We start from the raw sequence: 13,141 nt of genomic DNA, 5'->3' as shown, positions 1-13,141 counted from the left end.
ATAAGCCATTTCTCATTTATCAGGCGTTAACAAGCTACAGATAGCCCGTACCGACCAGTACAGATCAGCGTTCTCTACGCCCTCGCCCCCGCGCTTTTGCCTCCTTGCTTTCCCCCCGCAAACAGCAAGTTACGCCAATCCCAGAAGAAATATCTCCAGCATCAATCAGAAATTTCTGACACTTCGGTTGACGCTTCCGCAGTCCGTCCAGTCTAGTAATAACCTCTCACTTGATAGGGACATCCATCATGATCATCCTGGTAGCGGGTATTCATGGCGTAGGGAAGACTTGGCATTGCGAGCACTACGCCCATCGGCGAGGCGTGTTGCACAGCAGTGCGACGGGGTTGGTGCGGCAGGTGCTGGCCAGTGTGAAATGGAGCGATGATCGCTATGCGACCAACCGCGACCGGAATCGCCAGGCTCTCGAACTGGCCCTGACCAGCATCGCCGCCACCGGCAAGTCGATGTTGCTGGAAGGCAACGTTGTGTTGATGGGCAAGCGCCCTCGCGCGCTGGGCATTGATCTGGCCGCCTTCGAGCGGCTTTCCCTGGGTGCAATCGTGTTGCTGGAGAGCGAGCCGTGGACGGTGCTCCAGCGCCTGCCGGCCAGTCATGCGTCGGCGACCGAAGTGGAGGTGTTCCAGCAACAGGAACGGGACAGCGCGCGGGCGGTGGCGCGCCATCTCCAGATTCCGCTGATGTTACTGCGCGACTGCACCGAACACAGCTTCGGCCAGACCGTGGACGCCTGGCTGAAGCGCGGCCAGCCCATTTCCATCGATACCGCCCGAAGCCATCCACCGGGGTTTCATCGTTTGTACCGCTGAGTCAGTCCATGGGCAACATGCCGCTCGTCGCCCCGAGGGCACGTTGAGCACCGGGGGGTGGCCCAATGCTTGTACCCCCCACTCACTGCGGAGATGCACCATGATGATTAGCAAAAAGCTCGCCTCGCTGGCTCTGGCCGGTCTTCTGTCGGCCTCGTCCTTCGCGGCGATGGCGGCGTCCAACGACAGCAACCCCACCGCCACCCCGGAAGCGCCATCGGGCAAGCAGGTCATTCCAGGCACCGACAAGTCCCCGGATAACGGCAATGCCACCGGGATCGATGGCAAGTCCGGGTCCATGAGCCAGGGCGCCGATGCCGGCACTACCGATGGCGGTCCAACGCCAATGGGCGCGACCAAAGGCGACGGCAGTTCGGGCAACAGCGGTGGCAATGGCAGCGGCGCCGGTAAATAAGCGCACCGCAGCCGTCACAGCGGCGCAGATTTCGGTCTTCAGTGACAGGCGATCTGCGCCGTTGTCATGTCTGCCCTTCAGTAACCGTTTCGCTGAAGAATCTGGCTGACGGATTCGGTCGAAGCACGGTCGTAGAACTTCAGCAATTCACTGGTGCGATTGGTAAAGATACCGTCCACACCTGCCTCGCTGACCTTTTTGAAATCGACGGCCTCGTCAACGGTATACACGTGGACCAGCAGGCCTTTGTCGTGGGTCAGCTTGTTCATCCAGGGCTGCACCAGGTCCATGTAGCTCTGCTCGCCGCCTTCGGTCAACGCTGCCGACGGACCGGTGCCCACTGCACCGTTGGCCTTGGCGATGTCTAACCAGCGCTCGAATTCGGCCCGATCACGGGGCTGTTGCTGGGCATAGTAGGCGGCCTTGTCCTTCATGCCGGACGCAGCGAATGCCACCGTGGATTTGGGCTCGATGCTGCCCTCGCCGACCCACAGCAACAACACCTTGGGCACCTGGGGCATTTCCTTGGCCAACAATTCCAGGCTGCCTTTCTCGAACGTCTGCAAAACCACACGATGCTGGCCGTCTAGCCAGCCGCGCTGCGCGAGCTTGGCCTTGAGATCATGCTCGATGCCGGGAAACTGCTGCGGCACCTTGGTTTCGATGTACACCCCAGGCTTATGGGCGCCGCCTTGGGCCACGTCGAGCACTTCGTCCAGCGTCAGAATCTTCAGACCTTTGTAGCTGTCACAGGCACGCTGCGGATGCGCGGCATTGAACCAGCTGCCGGCGTCGAGGGTTTTCAGCTCGGCCAGGGTGAAGTCGCTGACGGGCTTGTCCTTGCGCTCGGGAAACTTGCTGGCGATGTCGGTGGTGCGCAGCAGGGTGTCGTCGTGCAGTGCGATCAATTGCCCGTCGCGCGTGCGCTGTACATCGAGCTCCAGGTAGTCGGCGCCCAGGTCCCGGGCCAGCAGGTAAGCCGGCAGCGTCGACTCCGGCGCATCGTACGAAGCACCGCGGTGGGCAATCACTGCAGGGTGGGGAATGTTGGCGGCGTGGGCCAACTGCTCGGGGGTTTGCCCATGGGCCGAGGCGGCGGCGCCCAGGGCGGCGGTCAGGCAAAGGGTCTTGTACAGGTGTGCCAACATGCTTAGTCCTTTCAGAGATGATCGAAAACGGCGCGGCGCAATGCCGATGAACCGACCTAGCATAGACGGCGTCGGATGACAGGAGATGGCGTGCTAGAGTCGCGCCCTTGTTCCAGACACGAGTAGAACGAATCATCACCATGGCACATGACACCTTCGACGCCCAGCTCGACGACTGGCAGACCCTGCACACCCGACAGCGCGCGCAAAGCCTGCTGCTGGGCAACGGCGCCAGCCGCGCAGTCTGGCGCAGCTTCGCCTACGCGTCCCTGTTCGAACGCGCGCAAAAGGTGCGCAACAAACCCTTGAGCCTCACCGACCTGGCCTTGTTCAAGTCGCTGCAGACCCACAGTTTCGAGCAGGTGCTCGCGCTGCTCAACAGCACCGTACGGGTCAACGCCGCCCTGGCGATCAGTTCGACTGCACCGCTCAACCGCTACTATGCGATCAAGGAAGCGTTGATCCATGCGGTGCGCAGCGTGCACATTCCCTTTCGTCTACTGGATGGAGCGCGCCTGGCCGTCCTGAACCGCGAACTGCGCGCCTTCGACACGGTGTACAGCAGCAACTACGACCTGCTCTGCCCATGGGCCGTCCAGCATGACCCGCATGGCTTCGCCGAGCTGATGGACGTGGACACCGGCTTCGATATCCGTCGCACCGGGGCTGAAGGCTGCCGCATGCTGTACCTGCACGGCGGGTTGCACCTGATCAAGAACAGCGACGGCACCACCCGGCAACGCACTGCAGAAGGCGAAGCCTTGCTCGATGGGTTTGCGATCAACACGCCTGGGGATGTGCCGCTGCTGGTCAACGAAGGCAGCAGCGCGCAGAAACTGCGCACCATCCGCGATTCGGATTATCTGAGCTGGTGCCATGGCGAGTTGAGCCGGCAGGACGGCACGCTGTGCATCTTCGGCCACAACCTGGACGGCGACGATGCGCACATTCTCCAGGCGTTGTGTTCGGCGCCTGCGCAGACCCTGTACATTTCGATCTTTCCGCTGAGCGATGCCTGGATCATCACCCAGAAACAACGCTTCGAAGCACTGTTTGCCGGCAGCGGCAAAACCCTGCACTTTTTCGACGCGACCAGCCATGGCCTGGGCAGTGCGCAACTGAATGTGGCGGTGCCTGCGGTGGTGAAGAAACGTCGCTGAAAGCTGGAAACCGGCAGCGCTGTCAGCACAACGTGATCAGGCCTTTTTCCAGTGCCAAAAGGACCGCCACGCTGCGCGAGCCCACGGCGAACTTGCGGCGGATGTTGGCGAAATGGAAATTCACGGTGGCTTCGGAGCAGGCCAATATGCGCGAGATTTCCCATGAGGACTTGCCCCTGCCACTCCACACGAGCACTTCCTGCTCGCGCGGCGTCAGCTTGATGTCGAGCGTCACTGCAAACTCCAACCCTTGACTTGAGCGCCCATGGTGGCGCTCGGCTGGAGCGGGTCACAACGACGGCGACTTGTAGTGCCGACGCCTGACAGCGGCTATCCCAGCAGGCCGTCTTCCTGCAGCAGGGTCTGCAGGCGCTGTTCGCGAATGCCGTAGAACGCCTTCAGCTCTTCGATCCTGGCCAGCGCCTCGCCGCTCGGGCCGGACGTGTCACGTCTGACCGCCAGAATCATCTTGTTCTTGTTGGTGTGTTCCAGGGAAATGAACTCGAACACCTTGGTTTCATAACCGCAGGCGTCCAGCAGCAGGGCGCGCAGGCTGTCGGTGACCATCTCGGCCTGCTGGCCCAGGTGCAGGCCGTATTGCAGCATGGGTTTGAGCAGACCCGGGCTCTGGATCTGCAGGCGGATTTCCTTGTGGCAGCATGGCGAGCACATGATGATCGCCGCACCGCAACGGATACCGGTATGGATGGCATAGTCGGTGGCGACGTCGCAGGCATGCAGGGCGATCATCACATCGATTTCGCTGGGCACCACCGAGCGTACGTCGCCGCACTCGAACACCAGCCCCGGATGCTCCAGCGAAGCGGCTGCGGCGTTGCACAACTCGACCATGTCCGGGCGCAGTTCCACACCGGTGACCTGTGCCTGCCGCTGCAAGGAATTGGCCAGGTAGTCATGGATGGCGAACGTCAGGTAACCCTTGCCCGAGCCAAAATCGGCGACCCGCACAGGCGCATCGGCCCCGGCCAGCCTCGACGAGGCGAAGGCGTGGGAGAACACCTCGATGAACTTGTTGATCTGTTTCCACTTGCGCGACATCGACGGGATCAACTGGCCCTGCTGGTCGGTCACGCCCAGGTCCTGCAGAAACGGTCGGTTCAGCTCGAGAAAACGCTTCTTTTCCCGATCGTGGCCCAGCTCCGGCGCGGCGCGCTCCTGCTGCTGCTTGTTGCGATGCAGGCTGGCCTTGTTCTTCTTGCTGAATTCGAGCTGCAGCTCGTCGGTCAGGGTCAGCAGATGGGCGTTCTTGAAGGTGTCGGGCAAGGCTTCGGCAATGAACTGCTGACCGTCGACCAGGCTGAAGTTCTTGGTGATGTCGCGGGTCTTGTAGCGGTACACGAACGACAGGCACGGTTCGCCCTTGATGGTCGCCAGCTTGACGATCAGCCGTTGCAGCTCCGGCTCCTGGCCGACGTGGCGAGCCAGCACCAGCTTGATGAAAGCGTTCTGCGACAGGCTGGTGTCGAGCGAAGCAAGGAATTCGGCGCGGGGGTCGGTGACGGGCATGGCGAAACGGATCTCGGGTGTGTTCAGGCGGGCATTTTAGTGAGTGTACGTCCACTTGGGGGATTTGATTCGAAGCCCCCGGCGCGGATGCATTTGTATCAATCCCGGCACCCGACTGGATTGCAGGGCGCCGATACGTTAAAACACCTCCCACGAACTATAAAAACACTGTCACCGTCACCGGCTGCGGCGCTTTTTGCGGCAGGCCAAAGAGAAGAACTCCATGAACAAGCTGTGTCTGCTGGGTGTCGTCGTCGGCCTGGCGTTTCAACCTGTGTATGCCGATAGCCCATCGCAAGGTCCGCAGAGCAAGGAGGCATTCGTTGCCGACCTGCTCGCACGCATGACCCTGGACGAGAAGATCGGCCAGTTGCGGCTGATCGCCATCGGTGGGGAAATGACCCGCCAGCGCATCGAGGCCGAGATCGCTGCCGGGCGCATCGGGGGTACGTTCAACTCGATCACTCGCGCGGAAAACCGGCCCATGCAGGATGCTGCACAGCGCAGCCGCCTGAAGATTCCGATGTTCTTCGCCTACGACGTGATCCACGGTCACCGCACGCAGTTCCCGATCAGCCTGGGCCTGGCCGCCAGCTGGGACATGGACGCCATCGCGCTGAGCGCCCGGACCTCGACCGCCGAGGCCACGGCCGACGGGATCGACATGACCTTCGCGCCGATGGTCGACATTTCCCGCGATCCGCGTTGGGGCCGGACCAGCGAAGGCTTTGGCGAAGACACCTACCTGGTGTCGAAGATCGCCCGGGTGATGATCGAAAACATACAGGGCCCCAGCTCGGCCAATCCGGACCGCATGCTGGCCAGTGCCAAGCATTTCGCGATGTACGGTGCCATCGAAGGTGGGCGTGACTACAACGCCGTGGACATGAGCGTACAGCGCATGTTCCAGGACTACCTGCCGCCCTATCGCGCCGCCGTCGATGCCGGTGCGGGGGGCATGATGGTCGCATTGAATTCGATCAACGGCGTGCCTGCCACTTCCAACACCTGGCTGATGCACGATGTGCTACGCAAGCAGTGGGGCTTCAAGGGCGTCACCATCAGTGACCACGGCGCCATCCACGAGCTGATCCGCCACGGCGTGGCCAAGGACGATAGCGAGGCAGCGAAGCTGGCGATCAAGGCCGGCGTCGACATGAGCATGAACGACGAGGCCTACGGCGCGCAGCTTCCAGGCTTGATCAAGAGTGGCCAGATCAGCCAGTCCGATATCGACAATGCCGTGCGTGAAGTGCTGGGCGCCAAGTACGACATGGGCTTGTTCGCCAACCCGTACCTGCGCATCGGCAAGGCCCAGGACGACCCGGCCGACGTCAACGCGGAAAGCCGCCTGCATCGCACCGAGGCGCGCGAGGTGGCGCGCAAGACCCTGGTGCTGCTGAAGAACCAGAAGCAGACGCTGCCGCTGAAAAAGGACGCCCGCATCGCGCTGGTGGGCCCGTTGGCCGACTCGCCGGACGACATGCTCGGCAGCTGGTCGGCCGCCGGCGTTGCCGCGCAATCGGTGACCTTGCTCAACGGGCTGCGCAATGCCGTGGCCGATCCGGCCAAGGTCACGTACGCCAAGGGTGCGAACCTCACCGATGACCGCGCCACCCTGGACTTCATTTCCTACTTCAACCCCGAGACCGTGAAGCGCGCCATCGACCCGCGTTCCGGTCAGGCCATGATCGACGAAGCGCTGGCCGCCGCGCGCGATGCCGACGTGATCGTCGCTGCGGTCGGCGAGTGGCGTGCCATGACCCACGAATCGGCCAGCCGCGTTGCCCTCGACCTGCCGCGCACCCAGCAGGCCTTGATCACCGCCCTGCGTGCCACCGGCAAGCCGTTGGTGCTGGTATTGATGAGCGGCCGTCCGCTGGCCATCGGCGATCAGCAGCGCCAGGCCGATGCCGTGCTGGAAACCTGGTACAGCGGCACCGAGGGCGGCAACGCCATCGCCGACGTACTGTTCGGCGACTACAACCCCTCGGGCAAGCTGCCGATCACCTTTCCGCGTTCGGTGGGCCAGGTGCCGCTGTATTACAGCCACTTGAGCATCGGTCGGCCGTTCACGCCAGGGCATCCGGGCAACTACAGTTCGCAGTACTTCGACAGTGAGCAAGGTCCGTTGTACCCGTTCGGGTATGGCCTGAGCTACACCGATTTCAGCCTGTCGGACGTCAGTCTTTCGAGCAAGCGCATGAGTCGCGACGGCAAGGTCACGGCCAGCATCAATGTGCGTAACGTCGGCAAGGTAGCGGGCGAAACCGTGGTGCAACTGTACGTGCGTGATGTGGCTGCCTCCATGGCCAGGCCGGTCAAGGAACTCAAGCATTTCCGCAAGCTGATGCTCAAGCCGGGCGAAAGCCAGACGCTGACGTTCGACATCGTCGAGGATGATCTGAAGTTCTATAACCAGCAGCTGGTTCGGGCCGCTGAAGCCGGGCAGTTCACGGTGATGATCGGGCTGGATTCCGAAGATGTGAAAGAGGCGAACTTCGAGTTGTTGTAGGCGGCTTCGGCCCGACAGCGCCCGTGGTCATCGCCCGCAGCCTGCGCCTGACCGTCATCGTGCTGGTCGTCGTGGCCGGCGCGCTGCTGTCCGCCGTCTGGGCCGGCCGTCATGCCCAGTGGCTGGCGCAAAATGAAGAGGCCGCGCGCAGCAATGGCCAGTTGGCGCTGTATGCCAACGGCCTGCACACCCTGATCGAGCGCTATCGCACCCTGCCCGCCGTGCTGGCGCTCGATCCGCAGTTGCAACGGGCGTTGCAGGGCCCGATCGACGCGGCCACCCAGGACGAGCTGAACCGCAAGCTGGAACGCATCAATGCGGCGGCGCGGTCGTCGACCCTGGAACTGCTCGACCATACAGGCCTGGCGGTGGCAGCCAGCAACTGGCGCCTGCCCACCAGCTATGTGGGTCACAACTACGCCTTTCGCCCCTACTTCAGCCAGTCGGTCAGCCAGGGCAGTGGGCGTTTCTACGCCGTGGGCGTGACCAGTGGCATCCCCGGCTACTTCCTGTCCAGCGCGATCAAGGATGGCCGAGAAGGCTTTCTCGGTGCCATGGTGGTCAAGCTGGAGCTGCCCGAGCTGGAGCAGGAATGGGCGCAGGGCCCTGACACCTTGCTGGTCAGCGATGCGCGTGGGGTGGTGTTCATCGCCAACCGGCCAGGCTGGCGTTATCGCACACTGAACGTCCTCGACGACGCCGACCGCGAAGAACTGCAGCGCACGCGCCAGTACCACGATCAAACCCTGGAACCGCTGGATCACCAGGTGCTGGGCAACCTTGGGGGTGCGGCCAGGCAAGTGCGCGTCAACGGCCCGCAGGGCACGGCCGAGTATCTGTGGGCGTCGCTGCCGATGGCCAGCGAAGGCTGGACCCTGCACCTGCTCAAGCCGCCCGTGGTAGGCACCGAGGACAGCCGCAATGCCGCGTTGGCGGCAGCCGGGGTGTGGCTGAGCCTGGTCTTCGGCGGCCTCTGGCTGAACCAGCGCCGACGCCTGGCCGCCCTGCGCCAGCGCGGCCGCGAGCAGCTCGAATCATTGGTGCGGGCGCGCACGCGCGAGCTGCGCGATGCCCAGGAGGGTCTGGTCCAGGCCGCGAAACTGGCCGCCCTGGGCCAGATGTCGGCAGCGCTGGCCCACGAGATCAGCCAACCGCTGACGGCGCAGCGCATGCAGCTGGCGAGCCTGCGTCTGTTGCTCGATCAGGATCGCATCGATGCAGCGCGCCAGGCCCTGGGGCCGCTGGAGCAGATGCTGACGCGCATGGCGGCGCTGACTGCCCATTTGAAAACCTTCGCACGCAAGAGTCCGGCCGGGGTACGCGAACGCCTCGACCTGGCGCGGGTGCTCGAGCAGGCCTTGCAGCTGCTGGAAACGCCGCTGCGCACCGCCGGGGTACACCTGCACTTGCAGGTAACGCAGCCTGCGTACGTGCGAGGTGACGCCATTCGTCTCGAACAGGTGCTGATCAACTTGGTGCGCAACGCGCTGGACGCCATGGCCAGTGCGCCCACCAAGCAGATGCACATCGCCTTGCACCTGCAGGGCGAGCAATGGCAACTGAGCATCGCCGACAGTGGCGGCGGCATCGCCAGCGAGCACATCGACCACCTGTTCGATCCGTTCTTCACCACCAAGCCGATCGGCGAGGGGCTTGGCCTGGGGCTGGCGGTTTCCCTGGCGATCGCCCACGAACACGGCGGCCAGTTGAGCGTGGAGAATCTGGCACACGGTGCTCGCTTCACCCTCGCCCTGCCCCTCGATACGGAGCCTGCATGAGCAATCAAGTGATGGTCATCGACGACGAAGCGAGCATTCGCGACGCCGTCGAACAATGGTTGGGCCTCAGTGGCTTTTCGGTGCAACGCTTCGGCCAGGCTGAAGACTGCCTGGCCCAGTTGCCGGCGGATTTCGCCGGGGTCATCCTCAGCGATGTACGCATGCCGGGCATGGGCGGGCTTGGCCTGCTGGCGCAGGTACAGGCACGCGACCCCGAATTGCCGGTGATCCTCCTGACCGGCCACGGCGACGTGCCGATGGCGGTACAGGCCATGCGCGATGGCGCCTACGACTTTCTTGAGAAACCGTTCAGCCCGGAAAGCCTGCTGAGCAGCCTGCGGCGTGCCCAGGACAAGCGTCGCCTGGTCCTGGAGAACCGCCGCCTGCACAGCCGCGCCGATTTCAGCGAGCAATTGCAGGCGACCCTGCTCGGCGCCGCCCCGGCCATTGCTCAGCTGCGCCGCCAGGTGCTGGACCTGGCGCCACTGCCGGTCAACGTGGTGATTCGGGGTGAGACCGGCAGTGGCAAGGAATTGGTCGCGCGCTGCCTGCACGATTTTGGCCCGCGTGCAGGCAAGCCGTTCGTGGCGCTCAACTGCGCCGCGATTCCCGAGGCATTGTTCGAGGCCGAACTGTTCGGCCATGAAAGCGGTGCCTTCACCGGCGCCCAAGGCAAACGCATCGGCAAGCTGGAATACGCCCACGGCGGGACCCTGTTTCTCGACGAGATCGAAAGCCTGCCCATGGCCCAGCAGGCCAAGCTGCTGCGTGTGCTGCAGGAGCAGAAGCTCGAACGCCTGGGCTCCAACCAGAGCATTGCGGTCGACCTGCGCCTGGTCGCGGCCAGCAAGCCGGACTTGCTGGAACAGGCCCGGGCCGGGCTGTTTCGCGAAGACCTGGCCTATCGATTGAATGTCGCCGAACTGCGTTTGCCCCCGCTGCGCGAGCGGCGCGAAGACATCGTGCGCCTGTTCGATCACTTCACCGCGGCCACCGCGAAACGCCTCGGTCGCCAGGCACCGGTGGTCAATTCGACGCAATTGGCCCAGTTGCTCAGCCACGACTGGCCGGGCAACGTTCGCGAGCTGGCCAATGCGGCCGAACGCCATGTACTGGGCCTGGCCGCGCCTGCCCTCGAGACGTCCGGAGGCGGGCTTTCGCTGGCGGCACAACAGGAGGCGTTCGAGGCGCAATGCCTGCGTGCAGCGCTCGCCCGTCATCGCGGCGACATCAAGGCGGTGATGGAGGAACTGCAACTGCCCAGGCGCACCTTGAACGAGAAGATGCAGCGCCATGGCCTGGCCCGTGAAGACTTCCGCGACTAGGCAAGAATCCGCTCATTGCCGCCCTGCGCATCGGCAAGAATCCGCTCATCGAGGCGTGCAACCCCCTAAAAAACGGGGGTTTCGCACCCTGGCACGGCTCCTGCTACTGCCCTGGCAAGCGCGAACCTGCGCGCTACCAACAATAATGAGAAGGATCCACCATGGATAACTCCAACACCCTGCCCGCCGGGGCATCCGCCGCATCTGCCCCGCCCCGCACCACCGCCAGCCGCGTCAAGTCGATCTTCAGCGGCTCGGTCGGCAACATGGTCGAGTGGTACGACTGGTACGTCTACGCCGCATTCTCCCTGTACTTCGCCCAGGTGTTCTTCCCCAAGGACAGCCTCAACGCCCAACTGCTCAACACTGCCGCAATCTTCGCCGTCGGCTTCCTGATGCGCCCCATCGGCGGCTGGCTGATGGGTATCTATGCCGATCGCAAGGGCCGCAAGGCAGCGTTGATGGCCTCGGTACTGCTGATGTGCTTCGGCTCGCTGGTGATTGCCCTGACCCCGGGCTACGAGACCATCGGGATCTGGGCGCCGGTGCTGCTGGTGCTGGCGCGGCTGATGCAAGGCCTCTCGGTCGGTGGTGAGTACGGAACGTCCGCTACCTATCTCAGCGAAATGGCAACCAAGGAACGTCGCGGCTTCTTCTCAAGCTTTCAGTACGTCACGCTGATCTCCGGTCAGTTGATCGCGCTGGCGGTGCTGATCGTGCTGCAACAGACCCTCACCGAAGAGCAACTGCTGAGCTGGGGCTGGCGCGTACCCTTCGTGATCGGTGCGCTGTGCGCAGTGGTTGCGTTGTGGCTGCGTCGCGGCATGGAAGAGACCGATTCCTTCACGCAGAAGAAGGAAACCAAGGAAAGCACGATGCGCACCCTGTTGCGCCATCCCAAGGAACTGCTGACCGTGGTCGGCCTGACCATGGGCGGGACCCTGGCCTTCTACACCTACACCACGTACATGCAGAAATACTTGGTCAACACGGTGGGCTTCAGTAAGGCAGACTCCACGGCCATCTCGGCCGCTACGCTGTTCCTGTTCATGTGTCTGCAACCGGTGATCGGCGCCCTCTCCGACAAGATCGGCCGCCGCCCGATCCTGATCGCGTTCGGCGTACTCGGCACCGTGTGCACCGTGCCCATCCTGACCACGCTGCACACCATCCAGACCTGGTGGGGCGCGTTCTTCCTGATCATGGCGGCACTGATCATCGTCAGCGGCTATACCTCGATCAACGCCGTGGTCAAAGCCGAACTGTTCCCTACCGAAATCCGCGCCCTGGGCGTCGGCCTGCCCTACGCGCTGACCGTGTCGATCTTCGGCGGCACTGCCGAACTGATCGCGCTGTGGTTCAAGCAGATCGGCATGGAAACCGGCTACTACTGGTACGTGACCGCCTGCATCGCCTGCTCGCTGCTGGTGTACGTGTTCATGAAGGACACCCAGAAGCATTCGCGCATCGAAACGGACTAAAGCCAGGCATGCCCCCGCCGCAATGGCGGGGGCAGTTGCACTGCTAGCCTACGCCGACGCACACTGGGGGCACTTGAACGCTGAGGATTGCCCCCGATGTCGGATGACACCTACTACTATGAGCCCGCCAAGGGCCATGGTTTGCCCCACGACCCGTTCAACGCCATCGTCGGTCCGCGGCCGATCGGCTGGATCTCTTCCCATGACCGCGAAGGTCGCCTGAACCTGGCGCCCTACAGTTTCTTCAACGCCTTCAACTACACGCCGCCGATCATCGGTTTCGCCAGCGTGGGGCGCAAGGACAGCCTGAACAACATCGAACAGACCGGCGAATTCGTCTGGAATCTGTCCACCCGTGCCTTGGCCGAGCAGATGAACCAGAGCTGCGCCGCCGTGGGCCCTGAAGTCGATGAGTTCGAACTGAGCGGCTTGAGCCACGCGCCTTCGACGATCGTCAGCGTGCCGCGGGTGCTCGAAGCGCCGGTGTCATTCGAATGCAAGGTGACTCAGATCATTCAGCTCAAAGGCGCCGACCAGCAGCAAGTGCCTACCTGGCTGATTCTGGGTGAGGTGGTGGCGGTGCATATCGCCAAGTCATTGCTCAAGGACGGCATCTACGACACCGCAGCTGCCGGCCCGATTTTGCGCGGTGGTGGCCCGGCGGATTATTTCGAAATTGGCCCGCAGGCGCTGTTCAAGATGTACCGACCACAGGTCAAGTAGGCGCGAATACCGGTTGGCCGTCTTCGTCGACATCGTTCAATGTCGGCAGCACGTCGGCGGCGGCGACATCGGCCTCATGCGCAGTGCCGAACGATTGGCCGTCGAGCACCTTGTGAAACTGCGGGACGCCGCCCTGCAGTGCCTTGATGGCAATGGCTGCACGGTAACGGCCTGCATCCGGCACTACCGCCGAAACCGCTTCGTGATGTTCGAATACCTTGCGTGCCATGACGTACCTC

Annotated in this window: 12 protein-coding genes; 8 read left to right on the top strand and 4 right to left on the bottom strand. The window is 63.2% G+C overall.

The genetic code is table 11. From position 1 onward, the window contains the following. Positions 1 to 248: 248 nt before the first annotated feature. Positions 249 to 830, top strand: a complete 582-nt coding sequence (locus tag LT40_RS04470) for an AAA family ATPase (RefSeq protein ID WP_043187008.1) — start codon at positions 249 to 251, stop codon at positions 828 to 830. A 100-nt stretch (positions 831 to 930) separates the two neighbouring features. Continuing rightward, on the top strand, positions 931 to 1,245 hold the full coding sequence (locus tag LT40_RS04465; protein ID WP_052393237.1) for a hypothetical protein: 315 nt from the start codon (positions 931 to 933) through the stop codon (positions 1,243 to 1,245). Between the two features lie 77 nt (positions 1,246 to 1,322). Here the strand turns inward: LT40_RS04465 and LT40_RS04460 are convergent, their stop codons facing one another. Continuing rightward, the gene (locus LT40_RS04460) at positions 1,323 to 2,393 is read right to left on the bottom strand and encodes a glycerophosphodiester phosphodiesterase (RefSeq protein WP_043187006.1); all 1,071 of its coding nucleotides are present in this window, start codon (positions 2,391 to 2,393) and stop codon (positions 1,323 to 1,325) included. Between the two features lie 140 nt (positions 2,394 to 2,533). Here LT40_RS04460 and LT40_RS04455 point away from each other — a divergent pair, with 140 nt between their 5' ends. After that, positions 2,534 to 3,553 (top strand): DUF4917 family protein, encoded by a 1,020-nt coding sequence (locus LT40_RS04455; protein WP_043187004.1) that lies wholly within the window; start codon positions 2,534 to 2,536, stop codon positions 3,551 to 3,553. A gap of 22 nt (positions 3,554 to 3,575) precedes the next feature. Here the strand turns inward: LT40_RS04455 and LT40_RS04450 are convergent, their stop codons facing one another. Then, on the bottom strand, positions 3,576 to 3,788 hold the full coding sequence (locus tag LT40_RS04450) for a response regulator transcription factor (protein WP_324184114.1): 213 nt from the start codon (positions 3,786 to 3,788) through the stop codon (positions 3,576 to 3,578). 95 nt (positions 3,789 to 3,883) lie between these two features. Beyond that, positions 3,884 to 5,080: a class I SAM-dependent methyltransferase gene (locus LT40_RS04445; protein ID WP_043187000.1), complete on the bottom strand. Its 1,197-nt coding sequence runs from the start codon at positions 5,078 to 5,080 to the stop codon at positions 3,884 to 3,886. 223 nt (positions 5,081 to 5,303) lie between these two features. Here LT40_RS04445 and bglX point away from each other — a divergent pair, with 223 nt between their 5' ends. The 5 genes from bglX (at position 5,304) to LT40_RS04420 (ending at position 12,902) form a co-directional block, all read left to right on the top strand. Then, complete coding sequence (gene bglX, locus LT40_RS04440) at positions 5,304 to 7,595, top strand: beta-glucosidase BglX (RefSeq protein ID WP_043186998.1); 2,292 nt, start codon at positions 5,304 to 5,306, stop codon at positions 7,593 to 7,595. A gap of 23 nt (positions 7,596 to 7,618) precedes the next feature. Then, positions 7,619 to 9,373, top strand: coding sequence for a sensor histidine kinase (locus tag LT40_RS04435; protein WP_043186995.1), 1,755 nt, complete (start codon positions 7,619 to 7,621; stop codon positions 9,371 to 9,373). Next, on the top strand, positions 9,370 to 10,698 hold the full coding sequence (locus tag LT40_RS04430; protein WP_043186993.1) for a sigma-54-dependent transcriptional regulator: 1,329 nt from the start codon (positions 9,370 to 9,372) through the stop codon (positions 10,696 to 10,698). The genes LT40_RS04435 and LT40_RS04430 overlap by 4 nt, the downstream gene beginning before the upstream one ends. Positions 10,699 to 10,859: 161 nt before the next feature. Beyond that, positions 10,860 to 12,179, top strand: coding sequence for an MFS transporter (locus tag LT40_RS04425; RefSeq protein WP_043186992.1), 1,320 nt, complete (start codon positions 10,860 to 10,862; stop codon positions 12,177 to 12,179). Between the two features lie 96 nt (positions 12,180 to 12,275). Further along, positions 12,276 to 12,902 carry a flavin reductase family protein gene (locus LT40_RS04420; protein WP_043186991.1) on the top strand — a complete coding sequence of 209 codons (627 nt, stop codon included), beginning with the start codon at positions 12,276 to 12,278 and terminating at the stop codon, positions 12,900 to 12,902. On the opposite strand, the gene LT40_RS04415 is transcribed toward LT40_RS04420, so the two are convergent. Beyond that, positions 12,895 to 13,131, bottom strand: a complete 237-nt coding sequence (locus tag LT40_RS04415; protein ID WP_043186990.1) for a hypothetical protein — start codon at positions 13,129 to 13,131, stop codon at positions 12,895 to 12,897. The two genes, LT40_RS04420 and LT40_RS04415, sit on opposite strands and share 8 nt — an antisense overlap. Between the last annotated feature and the right edge of the window lie 10 nt (positions 13,132 to 13,141).

Origin of the sequence: Pseudomonas rhizosphaerae (assembly GCF_000761155.1) — a bacterium.
Classification (GTDB): Bacteria; Pseudomonadota; Gammaproteobacteria; order Pseudomonadales; family Pseudomonadaceae; genus Aquipseudomonas; species Aquipseudomonas rhizosphaerae.
Note: the sequence above shows the minus strand (reverse complement) of the source record. Positions and strands in the feature narration are given on the sequence as shown.